This is a genomic window from Mesorhizobium sp. M1E.F.Ca.ET.063.01.1.1, assembly GCF_003998155.1.
Taxonomy (GTDB): Bacteria; Pseudomonadota; Alphaproteobacteria; order Rhizobiales; family Rhizobiaceae; genus Mesorhizobium.
This window is the reverse complement of sequence record NZ_RZSC01000036.1, coordinates 1-19,750: the sequence shown is the minus strand read 5'-3', so window position 1 is coordinate 19,750 and position 19,750 is coordinate 1. Positions and strand designations below refer to the sequence as shown.

Genomic DNA, 19,750 nt, shown 5'->3' with positions numbered 1-19,750 from the left:
GTAGTACGTCGGTTGCTTTCCGTGAATCAGCAAGGGGGCGCGCCAACAACTCGTTAACGAATGAATTTCAAACTTATCGTGTTTGTTGAGCATCGACTGTCAACGTAGTTGTATTTGGGAAGTATCTGCGGTATCGGAGTCGTGAGGCCCATTGGGGGGCTCTCCGAGCACCAAAAAGAGCAAAGAGGCTGGACAGCCCAGTTCCGGTATCTCTTGCGTCGGCTATGCTAAAGGAGGGGTTTAATGTCAAAACGCAGTTTTCTTTCACCGGTCGCTCTGTCGGCGACCATATTAATGGGCACTCAGCTGCAGCCGGCCCTGGCTGTTGAGGCTGCATCTCAAGTAGAGCCAAGTTCGGACAATAACAGACTTATTGATGCAGACGGCTTTGGCGTAGTCCTGGATCGCTCGCAGGGTCGAGAGATCCAGATGGCCTATCACACAAGCCATGCGAGCCATACCAGCCACGGGTCACACTGCTCCGGATATTCGTACTGCTAAGTTCATGCAAGCCGAGCCCCCCGAACTTGTTGCGTCTGCGACTGAGTCGTTTGATCTGTCAGTCTTTTCTTTGGACTGCGTCAAGCGGGCGGCGTACCGGCTGACGGCCAAAGCCTCCGTCGACATTTGGACGGAGGCCGGGAACGCTGTCTGTGTCCTACACTTCACCAAGCCCATTTCCCGGGAACACGCTGCGAACGTCGTGGCCCGACTGCGGCTGGAGGTGCTGGATCAGGATCTGCGGTCGGTCGTTGCCGCTGAGACGGCCACGCTACGCAACACCATTCTCGCGTTGGCATTCTCTCGTTCGGGCCTACAGTCCGTTGACTAAATTCTCGCCGCTGTCGGAGTTCCAGACACCTGAGGATGGCCGCTATCAGCTGGCGCCGTTCCGCTTTTCGCCGTTGGACGACGAGCGATACGTGATCACCAACCAAGCCGGGGAATATTCGGTGCAGCCTCGGTCGGTCGTCGCTGCCTTGGTTAGGCACGAGCTTAAACCGTCCGATTCCGCCTACTCCCGGCTGCGCAGCAAGCATTTCCTGTTTGACTCGTCGTCGACCATTGGACCAGTCATGCTGGCGACGAAGGTTCGCACCAAGGCAATGCGGCTTGCGAACTTCACCGCGCTGCACATCATGGTCATGTCGCTGCGGTGCGAGCATTCCTGCCCTTACTGCCAGGTGTCCAGGCAGAGCGAAGATCGCTCGGCCTTCGACATGACCGAGGAGACTGCGGGCAAGGCGCTTGGGCTCATCTTCCAGTCTCCGAGCCCGGCGATCAAAATCGAGTTCCAGGGCGGCGAGCCGTTGCTCAATTTCGACCTGATCAGATTCGTTGTGGCAAAGGCCGAGTCGATCAATGAAGTCGAGAAGAGATCGCTGCAGTTCGTGATAACTACAAATCTGGCTGTAATTACGGACGAAATATTAGAGTACTGTAAGGAACACGATATACTTATTTCGACTTCGTTGGATGGCCCCGCCAAACTTCACAACGCAAATCGGCCGAGGCCGGGCAAGAACAGCTACGAACTCGCCATAGAAGGGATTCGTCGGGCCCGGGCGGCGCTCGGCCACGAGCGCGTCAGCGCTCTGATGACGACCACCAAAGCCAGCCTCGGCATGGGTCGGGAGATCATCGACGAATACGTGAGGATGCAGTTCCCCGGCATATTCCTCCGCCCGCTATCTCCCTACGGCTTCGCGGTGAAGACCAAGTGGTATGCGTCCTACGACACCGAGAGCTGGGTTGATTTCTACTTCGACGGCCTCGAATACATCATCGAGCTCAATCGCAGGGGGACGCCGTTCATAGAGTTTTATGCCTCGACCATCCTGACCAAGATGCTCACTCCGTTCGAGCCCGGCTACGTTGACCTTATGAGTCCGGCGGGGATCGGGATCTCTGCTGTCGTCTATAATTACGACGGTGACGTCTATGCGTCGGACGAGGCGCGGATGTTGGCTGAGATGGGCGACAAGAGCTTCCGCCTCGGCAATGTACATCGAAACACCTATGCCGAGATATTCACGTCGGAGGCGCTGCTCGATCCGCTCGAACAGTCTTTCGCCGGTTCGGCGCCGATGTGTTCGGAATGCGCGTTCGAGCCTTTTTGCGGCTCCGAGCCGGTGTTCCACAAGGCGACACAGGACGACTTTGTGGGTCTAAAGACGCGGTCATCCTTCTGCTACCGCAACATGGCAATCTTCAAGCGACTGATCGGGCTGATGGAAGAGGATCCGTCGATCCGTGAACTTTTCATGGGCTGGACACGCTAGCGATGCTCACCCTTGGTGGTTTTGCGACCTGGACCAACGTGGACGGCGGCTCGCCAAAGGCTCTGCTGCGCCTCTCGACCGACTCAGCTGTCGATGTAAGTGATCGCCAACACGACGCATATCTTTTTCGCGGCGGCCCTGTCAGCCCGGACTACGAATGGGTGGTCACGTTCGAACGCTTCAGGGCTGACGTCGAGGCAGCACGGACGAGCGGTAAGTTCATAGTGCTGCCCAGCCACTTCGAGTACCTCGCCGGGGGCGACGTCATCCGATTCATCCCGGGCCGAAAGGCAGTTCGGGTCCTGTTTCGAGCGTCGGCCAACGCCAACTATTTTCTGACAACCGAACGCTGCAACCACTACTGTCTGATGTGTTCACAGCCGCCAAAAGACGTCGACGACGGCTGGCTAGCGGATGAGATCTGCGAGGCTATTCCGCTTCTGCCGATCGCCACACCGTTTCTCGGCATCTCGGGCGGCGAACCGACCATCATTGGGGAACCGTTCTTCCGTATCCTGTCGAAGGCCAGAGATCACCTGCCAAATACGCCGGTTCATATCCTTTCGAATGGCCGAAGCTTCAGCGACACGGCATTCGCCCGCCGTTATGCCCAGATTGGCCACGGCGCCCTCTCAGTCGGGATTCCGCTCTACGCCGCCGATCCAGAGGTTCACGACTATGTCGTGCAGTCGAAGGGGGCCTTCGATGAGACCATTGCCGGGATCATGAATCTCAAGTCACTCGGCCAAGAAGTCGAGATCCGAGTCGTAGTGCACAAGCAGACCTATAAGGGGCTGACCGATCTGTCGGAGTTCATCTTCCGCAACCTGACCTTTGTCGACCATGTCACCTTCATGGGGCTAGAGATAACCGGCTTTACGCGGGCTAACATGGACAGCCTGTGGATCGACCCCCATGACTACAGGTCGGAGTTGAGGAACGCGGTCCGCTATCTCGCCGCGGCTCGAATAAACGTCTCGGTCTACAACCATCAGCTCTGTGTCCTTGACAGATCGATCCATGCCTTCGCAAAGCAGTCGATCAGCGACTGGAAGAATGAATATGTTGCCGAATGTGAGGGTTGCACAAAAAAGGACAAGTGCGGCGGCTTCTTCGCTTCAAGCAAGATCGCTAGAAGCGCCCACATCTCGCCATTTCTGAATTAATACTGACGTATTCCTAAGACGATCGGCGTTCAGCCACGAAGCAGGCCTCCGCGTCGTTAAGGCATTGAACAACTTTGTGAGGCTCACAATGCAAAAAGCTTTGCCCTTCTTAATGTCTATCTTTTTTGCGCCGATCGGATGCCAGGAAACGTCCGCGAGTGAGACGTATTGGTGCAGCAATGACGCTAAGCTTGTTGTTTTTGATCGACATTCGGGGGCTCATCTTGCTCACAAAGAGACAGTGCTGGAAAATGGGGAAGAGAAAACGTACTGGGTGGGGTGTGGTTTCAGTAGGCTCATCGAGCTGCCGAACGAGATTTTTGTCCCAAATAAAGATAAGACTATGATTATGCAAGGCATAGGCGATCACTGCAGTCAGGGTCAGTTGTTACTATTTAATTCTGAGACACTTAATACCCTGGTGATTAACAATCGGTCGTTTCGAGTTGAGGAACAATTGCATTGTCACCGGGATTAGGATGGAGGGATGCGAAAACTGAGGTCCGACAACGGAGCCATCGGTTCATGCCGGGAATGAAATGCGTGTTGTATCGCCATTCCCTTGAGCTAGATTTCTCGCAAACTCGCTCGAGAAATTTGATCTTCCTTGAACGCGCCATCATTTCCCCCAATGACTTCGCCCGCATCGTTCAGTTGTTGGCCTTGGGCGCCGCGGGCGAAAAGGCACTCGCGCAGATTCGAAGCGCCGCCAACAAGGCAAACCTCGACAAGTTCTCAGCGAGCCTGAGCAACGTCGGTAGGGATTTGGCGACGATCGGCCGACGCGTTGCCCTTCTCGGGGCTGGAGGCTGAAGCAAGGAAATCCCTTCTGGGGCATCCCCGGCAGGCCCTTTGCTAACGAGGCGGCCCACTTGGCGGCAATCCAGCAGGAGCTTCGAAACCTCATAGGAAGCCGATTGATCGGACTAGGAATTTCGCTGTCCCTGCGAATTACGTCGGGAACACGTTTTTGCTTTCCCGACCGGGCGAGAAAAAAGGCGACGCATGATCGCCGCCTGGACCGTCTTCGCTTTCCGCTGGTGTCGTGCTGGCGCTGGCTTGGTGGCCGCTATATTACGAAGGTGGTGGACTTAAGATACTGTGCCATTGGCTATCCCGGTCGGCTCTGATTTTATCGAGCGGCTTATCCGACTACGGTCGCCCGCTTGCAATCGCTTTCCCACCGCCGCGTTGACGAAAGCTGTGCGAGCGCCTGAGCGAATGGCGCGGCGAAGCCGCTCCGGGAAAACTCTAGCAACTCGTTCACACCGCTGGCGCTTCGAAGGTGCATGATCTCATAGAGGCAGATCGGAATCTGGCGGTTGTTGTTGAAGCGCCGGTCGGGACCACCCTTTTTGTTCGGGTGCGCCCATGTGTGACCGACCACCACTGCGTCGCGCGGAACGGTGCCATTCTCGATGAAGTTCGAGTCCTGCCAAGCGATCTTCAGATCGGAATAGGCGACCGCGCCAAACCGCCCGCGATCATCAATCAGAACAATGTCTGGCATAAAGTAGATAACCTGTCGGCCAACCTGCACCGACGCCGGAGTAACGTTGCTTTTGACAACTGCCGGCAACTTATAGGTCATGGCCGTTGGGCTTTTCTTGACGAGATGGCTGGCGCCCGCGTTCCGCTTCCAGGTCGTCAAGTCCTGCACTGGACCAGCCGCTTCCACATGCCAGACGCCAGCGCATGCCGCGAGCTTGTCAAACGCGGTGGTCACCTGCTCGTAGGCGCGATGAACGTGATCGTCGAGTTCATAGAAGAGCACAGCAGTGCGATGATACGAGTCGAGCCAGTTGCCGAAAGCCAAGCCGGCCGCCGCTACGGCACCCAACAATCCACCAGTAACTGGACCGATGGCAAAGAACGCGAACGCCGCGAGCGCGCCGAGGCTGCCCCCGAGCAACACGGATACTCTCAGTTGCTTCTGCTTTTCGTTGATTTCGGCGAGGAAATCGCTGAAGGCTGCGTCCCGCATCTCCACGACATCGCCGGATTCGATCTCGACCATTTGGACGCCATCAGTGCTGTCGAATCGCGGCTTGGGTGCTTCGACCCTGGCCGGCGCAGGCGGGCGCGCAGCGCGCTGTCTGGCGCTTCCCAAGGATGTCCTGTAGTAGACGCCGCCGACGCCCGCGTGGACGTAATGCCCACGCGGCCCGGTACCCAGCCGGAAGCCCTTGACGCCAACCGACGCGCCCACTCCCCCTTTGGAAAAGTTGAAGCGAAACGGCCCCGCGCTCACCGATTTGCGTATGTAGAACCCCATGCATGCTCTCCCAAAGGCTAGCGCCGCGCCTTCCGCCAGCCCGCGGCTCGCGCTTCATCTTCGCTGCAAAACCACCGCTCACCCTTGCCCGGCGAGATCACCGTTTCGTCATAGTGCTCTTGCCCAGGCAAATGGTAGATATGCTCGCCTGAACTCACGCTGATGTTGCCTTTGATGTTGCAGCCCGAGCCGAGAAAGCCCAAGCCGGTCGACTGCTCGGTGACGGTCTCGACCTTGTCGGCGTTCGCGGCCCGCCAATCCCACGGCTGATCAAAGCGGCCCTGCCATAGGCCGCGGTGGGCCTTCTTGGCGGTTTCCTGCTGGGCCGAGAATGCCCCGTACGAATAGCGAGGCCAATCCAAGGCGAGGCCCTGTTCGACAAGCCACTTCTGGACGTTTCGGCCGTCGGCGCGATCACAGTTACCGACTAAGCGGCCGTATCGATCACGATTGATGAAGGAACAGTGGAGCGGTCGAGACGCCGCCAGAAACTCGTCCAGCGCATTGGCGGCTCGTCGTCCGCACGGGTATTCGAAGCCCTTTGCATCATCGCAATATTGGCGGGTTTCGGGCGCGTCGATGCCGTTGAAGCGGATGCGCTGCCCGGCGATCTCTACTGTGTCGCCGTCGATTACGGACGCGCGGCCTTCCATCGGGCCGGGCAATGGTTCTGTCCAGTTTGTTATTGTGCTCTGGAGGCCTGCCGTGCTCTGCATTAGGAATTGGGTGACTGCTGCGGCAAGCGTGCCAACGCTGAGGGAGATCAGCCCCAAGAGCGGTCGCGGCAGCCGCCGTGACGGCATTCTTCGGCCGGCGCGCTTTCGCCACTGATCGGACCGATTGTCGTAGCGAGACTTGTCGACACCCAATCTCAATTCGCACCCGATTCCATCATGCTCGCGATCTAGCCCGTTAGGGTCAGAACTCGCGACCGCTATTCATGGGGCCTCGCCCTCAGACCGGGGACGGAATAATGCCGGCAGCCTTGAGACGCGCGCCAAGCTTCGCGCGGCTAGCGCAAGCCGCCTTGTCGCCAGCGATGCACTTGTTGTTCGCATCCGACCAGTCCAGCAGGGCTGTATTGATCCAACTGCCGGGTGCGCGGGCAACCCCATAGGGAGTCGGTGGAACACCAGTTGCAACGGCTGCCGCTCCCTGACGGTGGAGCGCCCGTTTCCATCCACTCAGGATGAGGCAGTTCTTCATGTACTCATCTTCGGCGATCGCGTTGCCGAGAGCGTTCCCAATCCCGGCCCCAGCAACAAAGGCTGGAGACCCAACGGCAATATATCCTTGGTCGGCCGATCCTTTTTGCATTTCGCATTGAGCATGGGCGACGTCGAAACTCGGCCCATACCCAATCTGAACGTAGTCTGCTTGATTGCTAGTCTGACAACCGCATAGCGCGGCAGTGGCACAAAGTGCCAACAACGCCTTTACTCTCATACCCCCAGCCCTCCCACGGCTTAGGGTTAAACATCTCTTAAAGCGAATATTTGCGCAAGAGCGTAGCGCAATTCCGGTAAATTTCCGAAGAGGCGACGATATAAGTGGTTATTATCGGTTTACTCGATTATACGAGTTTGTAGCCGCACTGGCCACCGTAGGTGATCACCCAGGAAGCCTCTGTACTGCAACAAAAATGTTCCGTTGCTGGGCGGCGCTATAGGTCCCGTTATGCGTCCAGCTCAAGCGGTTCGTGGCTTGGCCGTTCGTGCCAGATAACTTGGCGTAGATCGCGGCGATCGACGATTTGCCCGCACGTCCGGCACTCGTAGAAATGGTCCTGATGACGCGCCGGTTCGCCACCATGGCGCGTGCCGGTGATCGGTGGGCCTAATTCCGAAAGCTTCGTCATGCGGGCCCTAAACACCGGGAGTCCGTGCCGGTTCCGACACTTTTTCAGCATTAGCTAACGGAACCCTTACGGCTGTGCGATATTGAATCAATCTCGAAGCGTTGCGGTGGGGTCCGTATGCGTAAGCCTGCCGGCGAGGTCCGGTTGCCGTTCATTCGTCCGATGGAGCCCGAGCTGGTCGAGCAGCCGCCAACAGCGGAAGGCTGGAGCCACGAAGTGAAATTCGACGGCTACCGAACGCAGGTGATCAAGGACGCCGACGGAATCCGCCTGTACACGAAGACCGGGATCGACTGGACTGGCAAATATCGGCCGCTCGCGCAGGAAGCCGCGGCGATCGATGCGGAGAGCTTTATCATCGAGGGCGAGACGATCGTAACCAACGAAGCCGGGCTCTCGGACTTCCGTGCGCTGCGGTCCGCCATCACCAGGCGCCCGCAGGACCTGTACCTAGTCGCCTTCGATCTCCTGCACCTCAATGGCCAGGATCTGCGCGATATGGCTCTGAAGGACCGGCGCGAGATCCTGCAGGCGTTCATACCGACCGGCGGTCACATTCAGTTCAGCGAAGCGCTGCCAGGCACTGGCGATGCCGTCTACCACCTGGCATGCGAGGCAGGGCTAGAGGGCATCGTTTCGAAGCGGCTGGACAGTGGCTACCGGTCCGGCGCAACGATGAACTGGCGCAAGATCAAGTGCTTCGTCGAGAAGGAAATGGACATCATCGGCGTCAAGCGCGAGACCGGAAAGCCGGCGATGGTGCTCATGGCCGAGAACGGCCGATATATGGGAGGCGCCTTCGTCACGTTCAAAGCTGACAAACGTCAGGCCCTGTGGGACCGCGTCCAGGGCAAAGCAGGCGCCCCACCACCGAAGGGCCTGGCGAAGGAAAAAGCCGAGTGGCTGAAACCTGGCTTGGTCGGTCGGGTGAAGTTTCTGAAGGGCGAGGATAAGCTTCGTCACGCCTCTCTCAAGGATTTCCGGGAAGTCTAGCCGGCCTGCGATAGGCTACGAATCCGAACAAGCCAGCCCCGACCAAATCCAATACCGCCCAAACGCCGCGGGGGAGAAACACGGGAACGAAGGGATTGAAAATGAGCGCTGCCGCAAAGAGCATCAAGGCAGTGCGCTGGTCTTCGGGATTCGGCGATCGGCGAAGTGTCACGCCGCAATAGAGCCCGGCGAAGAAGACCACGACCCTCAACACTTGATAGTATCCATACGGCCAGGCAGCCATGGCCAGGACTAGCGCTATCGCAGTGATGCCCGCGACTATGCGGACGAGCCCGGTCGGCGTCGAAAAAATCTTAAGCATCTTGCCCCCTATCCCACGCCTTCTTGCACCACGGAACACAACACCTGGCAAGCAGAGAAATCAGGATCAGTTGTGGATTTGGGCTGGCCGATCGCCTTGCCAATCGAGCCGCTTTCAGGAATATAATCCTCCCCGGTGCGGCGACCTCATTTCCTGGAGATCGCCATGACGATGAAATTTCCATTCACAGAAGACACTCTTGGCAAGAAGCTCGAGGCCGGCACTGGCATGTCGGTCGATTGCCTCACATGCAGACGGAAGGCCGCGCTTGACGTTGCCGAGCTGGTGCGGCGCCTAGGGCCAGACCAGCCTTGCCTGCATTGGGATCTGATCAAGGTCATCTATTGCCACGAGTGCAGGGTAGCCGGCCGCGATGACCGGAACCTCCAATTCACCAACCATGCAGTCACGCCAGACAAGCGGCGGTCGAACTAGATCTAGGCGCCGACTGCCAAGCCTCAAAAGCTCAGGAACTTTAGCGCTCTCTAAAGGTTCTCTCAGGGAATTCCCTGCACACCAGCCAGCCAGGTGGAAATCATGGCCGAGTTGGCATTCGCTTTCGTATATTATTCAGGGCTGACCGGCGATGACATGTTAGCCGCCGTCGTGTCCTTGATGGCGGGCCTGCTTCTCTACAACGTCCTGCGCGAAGACCGGACGAACCGATAGGCGAAGGTTGTGCCGCGTCGACCCGCGCGCCGTCGGTAGCGCGATGGCGAGGCGAACCTTACGAGGGCACGAGAGAGCCGACTAGCGGGCATGAGCATCTTCGAGCAGTCTTGTAGCGATAGGCGCGTCGCGACGACGCTCGGAATTGGCGTGGTCGATGCCATCCACGGTGATGGCAAACGTCCCGTTTTCGGTCCGCGCGATCCACCCTTTGGCTTTCAGGTACCAGAGGTGAAACTCCAGATGTTCACGCGGGCAGCCCGACAAGCGTTCAATCTCTTCGTCACCGATGCCAGGGTTGTTGACGTCCTGCCGGCGCCTCGCGCAAAGAAGCGAGAGCACTTTTTCTTGTATGATGGTGTCCTGTTCAAAGCCTTTGGTGTTGCTCGCTTCCTGTAACAGCTCGTGGCGATGGCCCAAATGGTCTCCATACTGGATGTCATATGCGGCGCGCTTGGCAGGGTCTCTGAGCGTGTTGTGCGCCTCTACGATGTCACTGAAGCGTCCTTCGTCACCAGTTTCCCGGTTGTCGGGATGGTAGCGCATCGCAAAATAGCGAAATATCCGATCGATCGTTTCCGAGTTGGCCCTCGGGCTGATTTCCAGAAGTTCGTAGTAATCGATGAACATCTTAGTGGCGCCCCCAATTCGCACACCACACTCCCCCAAGGACAGAATCGCGCAACATCAGATCACGCGCAAGCTGGCTCCAAGAGGATTTCACCGCATATAGTAAAGAGGCCCGCGCGGGTCCGAGCCAGCAGCATGTATAGGACCAGACCGGCCATCACCACACTTGCGGCCATCCCGATCATGTTCGCGCTGCCGATAGCGCCAGATCGCGCTGGCGAGCATCAGAGCGCCGATCGCGGCGATGTGGCGATGTGGAGACGGGACAAGGCTCACAATTCACTTTGGTTCGGTGGAGTCACTGTAGCTTAGCCGTTGCTTGTTCTTGTCTTTGAACCATTCTGACGGCGTCCTCACCCGCTTTTGATCCATCTTCATGTATGGCTCGCATAACTGCGGAAATTGCTCGGGAAATCGAAGGACCTTTTTGAGAGAGTCATATGCAGCCGAGACGTGATGCTGACGTTCGGGGGAAGGGTCCTGTTCTTTGAACATTTCTGCGGAGGTAGTCATGTCGATGAGATTTTCGTGCCAGACCTTGAGCCAATCGGTCACCTCCTTTCCGAAAAGAAAGCGGGCTCGATTGCGGACATCGTGAAATCTGCCTGCCTTGTGTGCTTCGACATGGACCCCATGCCGAACGACCTCTCGAAAACCAGAAAATTGTGTTGTGTCATTTCGGAACCAACGGACTGGCATCGGTTTTGCCTCGACGAAGTTTTCGGAGGTCACCATGCCCAGATTCTTCTTCGATGTTTCCGAGAAGGCGGACGTGTACCACGACGCCAGTGGGATCATCCTCCCAAGCTTTGGAGCCGCCAGGGAAAGGGCCCTTGCGATCGTGCGTAGGCTCGAAGCGACGCCGCGCGCTGAGGACGATCTAGTGTGCACGGTCCATGATATAGGCGGCCGCCGGCTTCTGCAAATCAGATTTCAATCCGGGAAGCCGGTTTACAGTTCACCAATCACGCGATGATGCCGGACAAGCGGAAGGGCTGGACTCCTTGTCCCTGAGCCAGCAGCGGCCCTTGGCGGGTTAGGCCGATCACCGTCGGTCCGAGGGGATCCTTCTAGGGATGTCCTCGCCTTCGCCCTCTATCAGGAAGGCACCCAGCGCGCTCATCAGCGCTTCGGCGCTGTCCCTTTCAAGATGAAGCTCGATCTCTTCGTCATCTTCCGTGATCAGTAGCAACTTGCCTTTCAGCGGGTTGCGCGAGATGACCAATATATCGTCGTCCTGATAGTCTGCTTCCCGGGCCATAGATCTATCCTTTCCTCTTTGATCGCGGCAGCATGCAGCGGGCCGCAGAGATGCGCCAGAGCGCGCCGGACGCTTCGGCGGTGTAGGGACAGGGGAAACGACAAACGCGCGCTGGCGGGGCAGATGTTCGCCGGGTCAATTGGTCTTATTCGGTATCACCATCTTCTCAAAATCTGTGGAAGGCTCAGGAGTCAAAGGGGTTGCGCCCGGCACCGTGTATTTTAGGGTGTCAGGATTGCTGCTCTTGAAAGCACCGCCTTGGGGGGCTGGAAGCTTGGTCGAATTCCACTCGGGACTTTTGAAATACGTCTGAAGGGGCTTCAACGAATCTGTGGCGATGGATTTAACGGTGCTCTGGTCGACGGTATACCCAGCTTTTTTCATGGCTTCTTGGATAGAGGAAGCCAACTCTGTCGTGTCTGGCGCTTTCTCTTCGACCTGCGCCAAGGCCGTCTCCGCTTTCGCCAAGCCGGCCTGAAGCTCGGATATCTTCTGGTCCCGTACCTTGATTTCGATCTTGGCCCCTGCAATCTCAAGAGCCACGTCAGTCCATTTGAACATGCTCATGAAGATAATTCCTGCGGCGAGCAGCGCGCCAGCGAATACCCCCACGTTTGTCTGTTTGTGATACTTCCAGGCTGGCAGAGCCCAAGAGATGAGCCCAGCGACGAACGCTACCGATGTCATTATCAAAATTGCATTTGGATCCATTTTCTAATCCCGCTTTAAAATAGCTATGCCTTCGCGCTGACAAAGCATCATCTCCGCCGTCCCCCTAGAAGCGGAATGCACCGCTGCACACATATGCGAAACTGGCCAACTCCCGCTTTGTCCTCGGATCCGTGACAGTTTCGATCATGCGCTTGCCATTGGTCATGACGGTCACCACAACCGGTCCGAACGTCCTTTCGCATAGAACGCCCTTGGCGAGAGCCACACACGGCAGTGCTCGCCGAGGCATGGATTTCCCGGACATTTTCCCCGAGAGCGTGAGCGTCGATTTGGAGAGCGTTGCCTGTCGAGTTGCTGTGACGAGTTGGCCGTTCAACATACCAGCGACAGAATGGCATTCGACCGCGCCAGCCGAGGCGGTTGAAAGCAAGAGGACCAAACCTGCCAGTCTTGGTATCTCAGAAATGGCTATCGACATCTTCCTAGTCGCCGGGATGCAGGGAATTCCTGGTGCATTTATGCCATTTCATTTGATAGCCAGCTTGGCCGTGCTTTCCGTAGCACCACCCTGCGGCATAGAGCCTAACCTCGACTGCGTTGCGGTCGTCACAGGCCTGCATTGTCTTCGGATCGTCGCCCGACCCACCACGGCACAGATCATTTAGCTCTGCCTCCGCCCTCAACAATGCTTTGACGTTCGCCGGTATCGAGTTTCCGGCGAAGGCGGGAATCGAAATAAAGCAGGAAATAATTGAGACAACAGTCGACGCGATTAGTGTCTTGTCCATGGCCATTTGGTCCCCTACCCGACAATACTTGCCGCATGTGTGATGCGTGCGCAAGCGGGCTCCCCAAATGGGCGTGCGTTGGTCCTCCCCTTAACGGGGATAACCTTTGTCGAGATAGTACATAAACGCCGCGCAGAAGGTGTTCTGTGTACGGGTTCTAGCGATGTCATCGGCAATCGCATGCGCGCGTTTTCTTGCTCGGGCGATAACCACATCCTTCGTCAGAGCCCCCTCAATCATCGCTGAGCCAATTGCGATTTGCATCGCTTTGTCTTCTCGCGGCGCACGACAGCCCCCCTCGTTCACAGCAATTAGCGCAACCTTCTCAATCCAAGGTGTCTCCTGCTTCGCTGTAACGGGCGAAGAGGCGAGCACGATAGCTGCCACGATGATCGGCAGAGTCCGCTTCATTTTTTCAGCCTCACCCCGGAGCCGCCGCCATTCTCAGGGATGAACTCGACGCCGGCCGCTTTGAGGGCACGGCATACAGCATCAACGTTGTTCGCCATGCCAACGGCAGGCTCTTCACTTGCCTCCCATTCGCTTGATGGTCGGCACCGATACCCTCGATCTTTCAGCGAGATCCGGTTGCCTTATCCCCATCAAAGTACGGGCAGCGGCTATCTGTCGACCAGTCGGTCGTCAACGGGCAAATGGGGCTGACCGACCACGCGTTTGATTTCCTCCCGAACTAGCGCCCGCTGCGGAAAACGTGGTGGGCGTTTTCTTATCCCGCGAGAGCGCGAGAGGCGGCTTGAAACAGGCCCGCCGGCTTTGGCATCCGGATCTTTTCTATAGACCTCGCTGCTAGGACCGCTTCACGCCAATGCAAGTGAGAAACCAGGTATTCACATAATCGGAACTCTGCGTGGTAATGGTAGCTTCGTAGCGATTTGCGTCCACTTCTTGGCCGCTGCGGCCCAAGATAAACGTGTCGATACTGATGGAACTTTTCGCGATTGCTCGCGCTCCAAGCACGTCGTCCCCTATAGTATCATAATCGGTGGAATCTGAGGTGAAGGCCTTGCTATTGCTGTTACTTACGACTGTAAATTTGTTTCTAAGCTCAAAGACGTCGAACGTCTTATTTCTGTTGAGCATCTCGAAGGCTGTATCTTTTGAACTCGTGGGGCTAAAAGCATTGAAGTCGGCCACGACACATCGATAGATGTCACCATCTGCCGCCATGGCGGGCAAAACAGCCAGACAGCAGCAGCAACCTAAAAAGGCAATCATGGCGAATTGGCGCTCAGTCATTGATGATTTCCCCTTTCTGTTGCCCCCAACTGGAAAAGCGCACAGCCGTCTGGACAGAGGGGTTTCGCTTCTGGGCCTTTTCTGTCACTGAGATCTACTGCGAAAGCCAGCCAATGCCCAGCCAAGAGCCGCGCCGAGCGCTAGGAGCAGCAACGGGGGCAGGACGCCGAGGTACAGGAACGCCTCATAGCGGGGTGTCCAGTATTCTGATTCGATCCTAGCTCGTTCCGCGTCCAGATAAGAGGCGACTTTTTGCAGCTTGCTAGACTGGATCGATACATCGTCGCCTGCGTCAGCGTAATAGATCACCGCGCCGCCCGGGTAGCCGGGCATCAACTGCCTCTTTGAAAGGCCACCTTCGACAGCCGCGTCAAGAATTTTTACCAGGTCGTCTGAGGGCTTGAAGGCGGCGATAGAGCCATCGCGCTTAAGACTGATGCGTAGTTCCGGAAAATTCGGACTGCCAGAAAAATTGATGTAGGCACCTATGCCGACCCAAAGAACGGCAACCACCAGCCACAGCCGAAAAAATCCTCGTCCCCATCGCATAGCTGTGCCCCCTGATTGACTGATCCTTGCAGGAAAGAGTTGGCACTGCAATTGGGACGGGTGGGCTTTGGCTTTCGGGCGTTTGCTTATGACGGGTACTCCAGCCACCGATAGGTGATCTCGTGCTGTGTGCTGGCGTCCCCTGGCCCACCAACGCGCGGTGCGCGCTTTATAGCCTGAAAGATCATATTGCTCTTGCAGTTCGGCTACGTGCGCCTCGGCCGCTTTTGCGCTCGCGGATTGCTAGGAACAGTGACCGTCTATTGCGCAACAAGGCGAGCACATTACAAAGCGTGGCGAGACACGAAGCCAAGCGGTTCAGCGCGCCTCGCCGCGGATCTTGTCGATGAGCCCAATGCCCGAGGGTGGATTGTAAATCGGAATCTGCCGACCGTGGTATCGACGATACTTGGGCGAGTTATACTCATCCCGCTCCTGCACATCTCTGAACCGTTGCTCGAATGTCCCCTGAGCCCAGGTTGTCGCCATACATTGTGACCTCATAGGTGTCGCCCGCCTGTCCCTCCGGTGGGGATATTCCGGCGACGCTCGGTCGCGTGGTGCTATGTGTCAACTTTCAACAACGACGAGGTCGAGGTGTGCGAAACGTACCGCGCGATAAACTCTATGAGCAGGTTTGGTCCAGGCCAATGACAAAGGTGGCCGCCGAGTACGGCGTCACCGGTACAGCCCTGAAGAAGACCTGCGATCGACATAAGATCCCCACCCCCGAACGCGGATACTGGGCAAAGCTCCAACACGGCAAACCGGTGCGCAAAATGCCTTTGCCGAGGCTGGCTGACACGCACCTCTCTCAAATCTGTATCCTCGGAGGGGTCGAGGAGCGACTACCGGAAGAAGTGCGACAAGCGAAGGCAAGGGTGCGTCACCGGCTGGAAGAACTCGCAGCTTCAGTGCCAAACGCCGCATCTGCAGCATCCGAAACCCATGCCGCGGAAGCTGCAGTCTTGAACGCTACTCGTCGCGCGATTTACAAAGCTCGCCCGGACGAGGAAGGATTTGTTGCAGCTCGAGGCCGTGGTGTCGTGCCGCTGAAAATCGCACCCCCCTCCATTGAGCGCGGACTTCAAGTCTTGAGCCGGTTTCTTGTGCTGGCCGAAACGCAGGGGTTTCGACCCCAAGTCGCCGACAACGGACTGGATCTTGTTGTCGATGGAGAGTCCGTCGCTTTTGGCCTTGAGGAGCGGCCCGGGAAAGGCCCACATGCGCCAACCGCCGTCGAGTTGAAGCGCAGGGACGAAAATCACCGCTTGGGTAACTCAAGCACACCATGGCAAAAACACGACAATGCTCCCTCGGGGCGGCTGGCCATCTTCATCCGGGCGAACTCCTATTCTGGACTTCGCCGGACTTATTCGGACCGAAAGGCACGAGCGCTCGAGGATATTCTCCCAACCGTCTTGGCTGGCTTCGCGGAACATGCGGCGCTTATCAAGGAACAACGTCGTGCCGACGAAGAGCGGGAACGTCAGTGGAGGGAAGCGGAAGCTCGCCGATCACGCGCAGAGGCTTTCAAAGCACGAGAACAGCAACGCCTTGCTTTCGCCGATGCCATCCACGAGCAACTTGCTCAACGCGCCAAGCTCACTGCCGTTCTCTCGCATTTGGAAAGTGCTACCGGCGACGAGGCGCGCAGGTTGGGCCCAATGTTGGCGTGGGTGCGACGCCGCCTCCACCAGATGGACGCTCTCATCAGTCCGCTTTTCCTCGACATATCGGCAACGTTCGCCAAGATTGATTTCGAGGACCCACCCGCCGATGACGAGATTGAGGGCTCCGGCGGATATTTCAGTTACTCGCCCTCTGTCGAGCTTCAACTTTGGTCGATCGATGAGGAGAAGGGCTTGGCGACGTCGAGAACCGACCTGCAATGGGCCGTCGAAGCCGGCTTGGTACCGGACCTCAAGGCGGAATCGGCCGATGTCCCTGGCGATAAGCAATGACGTCAGCAAAACTTGCCGCTGAGTCCGAGACGATCAAACCCGCTGAACTAGGCTGAACGGGCTGGCCTGTCTAGCCGCTCCCCAGCTTCTATGTCGCGTTTCATGTCGCGTGGACGTGCCGATAGTCGCAGGAAACCGTTGGAAATCAACGGGAGATGATTGCAACACAGTGCGACACAAAATCGACCCAGAAAACTTTGCTGACGGGTGTCAGCACCTTGATTTTGTTGATGAATTTGATGGTAGCGGAGGAGGGACTTGAACCCCCGACCCCAGGATTATGATTCCCGTGCTCTAACCAACTGAGCTACTCCGCCAGGAGTGACGAAGAGGCTCGAGGAACCGCCCAGGGATCGGGCAATTTCGAGGCGTTCGCCAAGGTCGCGCGGATATAAGGTTGGCAGGGCAAACCTGTCAAGCCGGACGCACCAGTATAATCCAATCCCAGAAAAGCTTTGCCGGGCAGGCACTGAAGCGCATGCAGCGGGGTTGAGTTCGACCGGGCACGTCGCTATGTCTCGGCCATGAAATTCTAGAGTTTGAACGAATGAAGCCGCGCATCGCAGTCCTCGGTTGCGGATACTGGGGCAGCAACCACATCCGCACCCTCAAGGCGCTCGGCGCGCTCCACGCCGTTTCCGACGTCAACCGCGCTCGCGCCGAAGGCTTCGCCAGTGAGCAGGACTGCTTGGCGATCGAGCCGGACAAGCTGTTCGAGCGCGCCGATGTCGATGCCATCGTCATGGCGCTGCCGCCGCAATACCATGCCGACATGGCGGTGCGCGCCGTCGAAGGCGGCAAGGACGTGCTGGTGGAGAAGCCGATCGCGCTGACGGTCGCCGACGCCGAGCGTTCGGTGAAGGCGGCAAGGGACAATGGCCGCGTCTTCATGGTCGGCCATGTGCTGCGCTTTCATCCTGCCTTCGAGACGCTCAAGGCGCTCATCGACAATGGCGAGCTCGGCGAGATCCGCTATATCCACTCGCACCGGCTCGGCCTCGGCAAGTTCCATACCGAGAACGACGCGCTTTGGGACCTTGCGCCGCATGATCTGTCGATGATCCTCGCCATCACCGGCACCGAACCGATCGAGGTCAGGGGCGAGGGCGCGGCGCTCTTAGACAATCTCAGCGACTTCGCGCATCTGCACATGCGTTTTCCCAATGGCGTGCGCAGTCATCTCTTCGCCTCTCGCCTCAATCCCTATCGCGAGCGGCGGCTGACCGTGGTCGGCACCAAGGCAATGGCGGTGTTCGACGATGTCGAGCCGTGGGAGCGCAAGCTTGCCGTCTATCGGCACGCGGTCTGGCAGGATAGCGGCCAGTGGGCCTTCACCGCGAACGAGCCGTCCTATGTGGCAGTCGGCGAAGGCATGCCGTTGACGCGGGAGCTTGCCCATTTCATGCAGTGCATCGAGACGCGCGCCGAACCGCGCACCGACGGCGAGGAAGCGATCCGGGTTTTGCGCATCCTGACGGCGGGCACGGTGACGCATAGCGGTTCATCGGCCTGAGCCGCCTGCAAAGACGATCCTGAACTGTAGCGGCTGGCGGAAGCTTTGGCTTACTCGGCGGGAATGTGCGCGGGCCGCGCCGCAAGCCTCGACAGCATGGCCTCGGCCTCGGCGCCGCGCTCGGAGCGCTCGATGAAGCCGCCGCCGAAGACACGCGCCTCGTTGCCGTCATCGGAATAGAGCACGCAGGCCTGCCCGGGCGCGATGCCGGATTCGCCGTCGACCAGCTCGACCGAGGTCACGCCGTCGCGATGATGCAGCACGGCCGGGCGCGGCGGCCGGGTCGAACGGACTTTTGCGAAAAGCTCGATGCCGCCGGCGGGGACGTCCGAGAGCGGGCCGTCGCCAAGCCAGTTCATGGCGCGCAGATAGATCTTGTGCGTCTCCAGCGCCTCGCGCGGGCCGACGACGACGCGCGCCCGGTCGGCGTCGAGATGGACGACATAAAGCGGCTCGCCTGAGGCGATGCCGATGCCGCGGCGCTGGCCGATCGTGTAGCGCAGGATGCCTTCATGGCGCCCGAGCACGCGGCCGTCGATATGGACGATGTCGCCCGGATTGGCGGCCGCCGGCTTCAGCTTGGCGATGATGTCGGAATACTTGCCTTGCGGTACGAAGCAGATGTCCTGGCTGTCCTGCTTGGCGGCGACCGTCAGCCCCATCTCCTCGGCGATCGCCCGCACCTGCGGCTTAGAGAGGCCGCCCAGCGGAAAGCGCAGATAGTCGATCTGCGCCTGCGTGGTGGCGAACAGGAAATAGCTCTGGTCGCGGTCGGCATCGACCGGACGGTAGAGCGCGCGATGGGCGCCATTGGCGCGGGAGCGGATGTAGTGGCCGGTGGCCAAGGCGTCGGCGCCGAGATCCTGCGCGGTGGCCAAAAGATCGGCGAACTTGACCGTCTGGTTGCACGACACGCAGGGAATCGGCGTCTCTCCGGCGACATAGCTCTCGGCGAAGGGATCGATGACCGCCTTGCGGAAGCGCTCTTCGTAGTCGAGCACGTAATGCGGGATGCCGAGCGTCTCGGAGACGCGGCGGGCGTCGTCGATATCCTGGCCCGCGCAGCAGGAACCCGCCCCGTGTGTGGCCGCGCCGTGATCGTAAAGCTGCAAGGTGACGCCGACGACATCATAGCCCTCTCGCTTCAGGATGCCGGCAACGACCGACGAATCGACGCCGCCCGACATGGCAACGACGACGCGGGTGTTTTCTGGGCGTCCGGGAAGATCGAGGCTGTTCATGGTTCTTTCAATCTGCGTGGCGCTGGCTGCCAATGGCCGGAATATAGGTCAAGCGACCCGGGTGCGCCAGCTTGCCTGCCGAAGCGATTTTTCCCGGCAAAATCAGGGCTCCGACCGCGATTGTCTCAAATGCCGAACAAAAACCTAACGTGACGTTCACGATCCTTACCTAGTCATTAGGGTTCGCTTAGGCAAATTTTAAAGCTGTGGCGGTACTGTGGCGGGGATTGGGTCTTTGAGTTTTTAGTAGAGAGTACGAATGACCGATCTGGTTAGACCTAGAGTCAAGTATGTTATAGGGCCCGTCGGC

23 protein-coding genes, 1 tRNA gene and 1 pseudogene are annotated in these 19,750 nt (G+C 58.2%); 9 read left to right on the top strand and 16 right to left on the bottom strand.

Annotation, left to right across the window (positions count from 1 at the left end; all coding sequences use genetic code 11):
- The first annotated feature begins 824 nt into the window (after nt 1–824).
- Both hxsB and hxsC read left to right on the top strand, forming a co-directional pair.
- Complete coding sequence (gene hxsB, locus EOA29_RS05500; protein WP_210213116.1) at nt 825–2,282, top strand: His-Xaa-Ser system radical SAM maturase HxsB; 1,458 nt, start codon at nt 825–827, stop codon at nt 2,280–2,282.
- Nucleotides 2,283–2,284: 2 nt separating this feature from the next.
- Nucleotides 2,285–3,448, top strand: coding sequence for a His-Xaa-Ser system radical SAM maturase HxsC (hxsC, locus tag EOA29_RS05495; protein ID WP_127220402.1), 1,164 nt, complete (start codon nt 2,285–2,287; stop codon nt 3,446–3,448).
- A 109-nt stretch (nt 3,449–3,557) separates the two neighbouring features.
- On the opposite strand, the gene EOA29_RS42170 is transcribed toward hxsC, so the two are convergent.
- Nucleotides 3,558–3,818 carry a hypothetical protein gene (locus EOA29_RS42170; RefSeq protein WP_210213115.1) on the bottom strand — a complete coding sequence of 87 codons (261 nt, stop codon included), beginning with the start codon at nt 3,816–3,818 and terminating at the stop codon, nt 3,558–3,560.
- A gap of 155 nt (nt 3,819–3,973) precedes the next feature.
- Between EOA29_RS42170 and EOA29_RS05490 the strand changes: the two genes are divergently transcribed.
- Nucleotides 3,974–4,261, top strand: coding sequence for a hypothetical protein (locus EOA29_RS05490; RefSeq protein WP_127220400.1), 288 nt, complete (start codon nt 3,974–3,976; stop codon nt 4,259–4,261).
- A 331-nt stretch (nt 4,262–4,592) separates the two neighbouring features.
- Here EOA29_RS05490 and EOA29_RS05485 read toward each other — a convergent pair whose 3' ends face one another.
- From EOA29_RS05485 to EOA29_RS05475, 3 genes are all read right to left on the bottom strand, one after another.
- A complete protein-coding gene (locus tag EOA29_RS05485) occupies nt 4,593–5,723 on the bottom strand; it encodes a DUF4236 domain-containing protein (protein ID WP_127220398.1) in 1,131 nt (376 codons plus the stop codon).
- 17 nt (nt 5,724–5,740) lie between these two features.
- Nucleotides 5,741–6,376 carry a thermonuclease family protein gene (locus tag EOA29_RS05480; RefSeq protein ID WP_245468414.1) on the bottom strand — a complete coding sequence of 212 codons (636 nt, stop codon included), beginning with the start codon at nt 6,374–6,376 and terminating at the stop codon, nt 5,741–5,743.
- A gap of 301 nt (nt 6,377–6,677) precedes the next feature.
- Nucleotides 6,678–7,040: a hypothetical protein gene (locus tag EOA29_RS05475; RefSeq protein WP_189478828.1), complete on the bottom strand. Its 363-nt coding sequence runs from the start codon at nt 7,038–7,040 to the stop codon at nt 6,678–6,680.
- A gap of 658 nt (nt 7,041–7,698) precedes the next feature.
- On the opposite strand from EOA29_RS05475, the gene EOA29_RS05465 reads away from it, so the two are divergent.
- From EOA29_RS05465 to EOA29_RS43760, 3 genes are all read left to right on the top strand, one after another.
- Nucleotides 7,699–8,574 (top strand): ATP-dependent DNA ligase, encoded by an 876-nt coding sequence (locus EOA29_RS05465; RefSeq protein ID WP_127220392.1) that lies wholly within the window; start codon nt 7,699–7,701, stop codon nt 8,572–8,574.
- A gap of 487 nt (nt 8,575–9,061) precedes the next feature.
- Entirely contained in the window at nt 9,062–9,331 is a 270-nt protein-coding gene (locus tag EOA29_RS05460) for a hypothetical protein (RefSeq protein ID WP_127220390.1), read from the top strand.
- A gap of 102 nt (nt 9,332–9,433) precedes the next feature.
- Nucleotides 9,434–9,565, top strand: coding sequence for a hypothetical protein (locus EOA29_RS43760; RefSeq protein WP_281061038.1), 132 nt, complete (start codon nt 9,434–9,436; stop codon nt 9,563–9,565).
- 81 nt (nt 9,566–9,646) lie between these two features.
- Here the strand turns inward: EOA29_RS43760 and EOA29_RS05455 are convergent, their stop codons facing one another.
- Nucleotides 9,647–10,195: a J domain-containing protein gene (locus EOA29_RS05455; protein ID WP_127220388.1), complete on the bottom strand. Its 549-nt coding sequence runs from the start codon at nt 10,193–10,195 to the stop codon at nt 9,647–9,649.
- A gap of 279 nt (nt 10,196–10,474) precedes the next feature.
- Nucleotides 10,475–10,930 carry a hypothetical protein gene (locus tag EOA29_RS05450; RefSeq protein ID WP_127220386.1) on the bottom strand — a complete coding sequence of 152 codons (456 nt, stop codon included), beginning with the start codon at nt 10,928–10,930 and terminating at the stop codon, nt 10,475–10,477.
- On the opposite strand from EOA29_RS05450, the gene EOA29_RS05445 reads away from it, so the two are divergent.
- Nucleotides 10,929–11,171, top strand: coding sequence for a hypothetical protein (locus tag EOA29_RS05445; protein WP_127220384.1), 243 nt, complete (start codon nt 10,929–10,931; stop codon nt 11,169–11,171). The two genes, EOA29_RS05450 and EOA29_RS05445, sit on opposite strands and share 2 nt — an antisense overlap.
- A gap of 69 nt (nt 11,172–11,240) precedes the next feature.
- On the opposite strand, the gene EOA29_RS05440 is transcribed toward EOA29_RS05445, so the two are convergent.
- The 7 genes and pseudogenes from EOA29_RS05440 to EOA29_RS05410 all read right to left on the bottom strand — a co-directional run bounded on the left by EOA29_RS05440 (nt 11,241) and on the right by EOA29_RS05410 (nt 14,722).
- Nucleotides 11,241–11,456: a hypothetical protein gene (locus EOA29_RS05440; RefSeq protein ID WP_127220382.1), complete on the bottom strand. Its 216-nt coding sequence runs from the start codon at nt 11,454–11,456 to the stop codon at nt 11,241–11,243.
- 135 nt (nt 11,457–11,591) lie between these two features.
- Nucleotides 11,592–12,167, bottom strand: a complete 576-nt coding sequence (locus tag EOA29_RS05435; protein WP_127220380.1) for a hypothetical protein — start codon at nt 12,165–12,167, stop codon at nt 11,592–11,594.
- 443 nt (nt 12,168–12,610) lie between these two features.
- Complete coding sequence (locus tag EOA29_RS05430; protein ID WP_127220378.1) at nt 12,611–12,922, bottom strand: hypothetical protein; 312 nt, start codon at nt 12,920–12,922, stop codon at nt 12,611–12,613.
- Nucleotides 12,923–13,006: 84 nt separating this feature from the next.
- Entirely contained in the window at nt 13,007–13,327 is a 321-nt protein-coding gene (locus EOA29_RS05425) for a hypothetical protein (protein ID WP_127220377.1), read from the bottom strand.
- A pseudogene (locus EOA29_RS42820) lies at nt 13,324–13,519 on the bottom strand (transcriptional regulator). The gene EOA29_RS05425 and the pseudogene EOA29_RS42820 overlap by 4 nt, the downstream one beginning before the upstream one ends.
- Nucleotides 13,520–13,723: 204 nt before the next feature.
- A complete protein-coding gene (locus tag EOA29_RS05415) occupies nt 13,724–14,173 on the bottom strand; it encodes a hypothetical protein (protein WP_127220376.1) in 450 nt (149 codons plus the stop codon).
- A gap of 84 nt (nt 14,174–14,257) precedes the next feature.
- Nucleotides 14,258–14,722 carry a hypothetical protein gene (locus EOA29_RS05410; protein WP_189478827.1) on the bottom strand — a complete coding sequence of 155 codons (465 nt, stop codon included), beginning with the start codon at nt 14,720–14,722 and terminating at the stop codon, nt 14,258–14,260.
- Nucleotides 14,723–15,372: 650 nt separating this feature from the next.
- Here EOA29_RS05410 and EOA29_RS05405 point away from each other — a divergent pair.
- The gene (locus EOA29_RS05405) at nt 15,373–16,686 is read left to right on the top strand and encodes a hypothetical protein (protein WP_127220374.1); all 1,314 of its coding nucleotides are present in this window, start codon (nt 15,373–15,375) and stop codon (nt 16,684–16,686) included.
- 240 nt (nt 16,687–16,926) lie between these two features.
- Here EOA29_RS05405 and EOA29_RS05400 read toward each other — a convergent pair.
- Nucleotides 16,927–17,003: transfer RNA gene (locus EOA29_RS05400), tRNA-Met, on the bottom strand.
- 230 nt (nt 17,004–17,233) lie between these two features.
- Between EOA29_RS05400 and EOA29_RS05395 the strand changes: the two genes are divergently transcribed.
- The gene (locus tag EOA29_RS05395) at nt 17,234–18,199 is read left to right on the top strand and encodes a Gfo/Idh/MocA family oxidoreductase (protein ID WP_126092284.1); all 966 of its coding nucleotides are present in this window, start codon (nt 17,234–17,236) and stop codon (nt 18,197–18,199) included.
- 50 nt (nt 18,200–18,249) lie between these two features.
- On the opposite strand, the gene mnmA is transcribed toward EOA29_RS05395, so the two are convergent.
- On the bottom strand, nt 18,250–19,440 hold the full coding sequence (gene mnmA, locus EOA29_RS05390) for a tRNA 2-thiouridine(34) synthase MnmA (RefSeq protein ID WP_127220372.1): 1,191 nt from the start codon (nt 19,438–19,440) through the stop codon (nt 18,250–18,252).
- Between the two features lie 7 nt (nt 19,441–19,447).
- Nucleotides 19,448–19,600 carry a hypothetical protein gene (locus tag EOA29_RS41215; protein WP_189350547.1) on the bottom strand — a complete coding sequence of 51 codons (153 nt, stop codon included), beginning with the start codon at nt 19,598–19,600 and terminating at the stop codon, nt 19,448–19,450.
- Nucleotides 19,601–19,750: the final 150 nt, after the last annotated feature.

Bases quoted from the DNA above. Each gene is read 5' to 3' on its own strand.
- EOA29_RS05460 (WP_127220390.1), top strand. From the start codon at position 9,062: ATGACGATGAAATTTCCATTCACAGAAGACACTCTTGGCAAGAAGCTC.
- EOA29_RS05440 (WP_127220382.1), bottom strand. From the start codon at position 11,456: ATGGCCCGGGAAGCAGACTATCAGGACGACGATATATTGGTCATCTCG.
- EOA29_RS05490 (WP_127220400.1), top strand. From the start codon at position 3,974: ATGCCGGGAATGAAATGCGTGTTGTATCGCCATTCCCTTGAGCTAGAT.
- EOA29_RS05450 (WP_127220386.1), bottom strand. From the start codon at position 10,930: ATGGTGACCTCCGAAAACTTCGTCGAGGCAAAACCGATGCCAGTCCGT.
- hxsC (WP_127220402.1), top strand. From the start codon at position 2,285: ATGCTCACCCTTGGTGGTTTTGCGACCTGGACCAACGTGGACGGCGGC.
- EOA29_RS05415 (WP_127220376.1), bottom strand. From the start codon at position 14,173: ATGACTGAGCGCCAATTCGCCATGATTGCCTTTTTAGGTTGCTGCTGC.
- EOA29_RS05455 (WP_127220388.1), bottom strand. From the start codon at position 10,195: ATGTTCATCGATTACTACGAACTTCTGGAAATCAGCCCGAGGGCCAAC.
- EOA29_RS43760 (WP_281061038.1), top strand. From the start codon at position 9,434: ATGGCCGAGTTGGCATTCGCTTTCGTATATTATTCAGGGCTGACCGGC.
- EOA29_RS05405 (WP_127220374.1), top strand. From the start codon at position 15,373: ATGACAAAGGTGGCCGCCGAGTACGGCGTCACCGGTACAGCCCTGAAG.
- mnmA (WP_127220372.1), bottom strand. From the start codon at position 19,440: ATGAACAGCCTCGATCTTCCCGGACGCCCAGAAAACACCCGCGTCGTC.
- EOA29_RS05430 (WP_127220378.1), bottom strand. From the start codon at position 12,922: ATGGCCATGGACAAGACACTAATCGCGTCGACTGTTGTCTCAATTATT.
- EOA29_RS05480 (WP_245468414.1), bottom strand. From the start codon at position 6,376: ATGGAAGGCCGCGCGTCCGTAATCGACGGCGACACAGTAGAGATCGCC.
- EOA29_RS05395 (WP_126092284.1), top strand. From the start codon at position 17,234: ATGAAGCCGCGCATCGCAGTCCTCGGTTGCGGATACTGGGGCAGCAAC.
- EOA29_RS05435 (WP_127220380.1), bottom strand. From the start codon at position 12,167: ATGGATCCAAATGCAATTTTGATAATGACATCGGTAGCGTTCGTCGCT.
- EOA29_RS05485 (WP_127220398.1), bottom strand. From the start codon at position 5,723: ATGGGGTTCTACATACGCAAATCGGTGAGCGCGGGGCCGTTTCGCTTC.
- EOA29_RS05475 (WP_189478828.1), bottom strand. From the start codon at position 7,040: ATGCAAAAAGGATCGGCCGACCAAGGATATATTGCCGTTGGGTCTCCA.
- EOA29_RS05445 (WP_127220384.1), top strand. From the start codon at position 10,929: ATGCCCAGATTCTTCTTCGATGTTTCCGAGAAGGCGGACGTGTACCAC.
- EOA29_RS05425 (WP_127220377.1), bottom strand. From the start codon at position 13,327: ATGAAGCGGACTCTGCCGATCATCGTGGCAGCTATCGTGCTCGCCTCT.
- EOA29_RS05465 (WP_127220392.1), top strand. From the start codon at position 7,699: ATGCGTAAGCCTGCCGGCGAGGTCCGGTTGCCGTTCATTCGTCCGATG.
- EOA29_RS05410 (WP_189478827.1), bottom strand. From the start codon at position 14,722: ATGCGATGGGGACGAGGATTTTTTCGGCTGTGGCTGGTGGTTGCCGTT.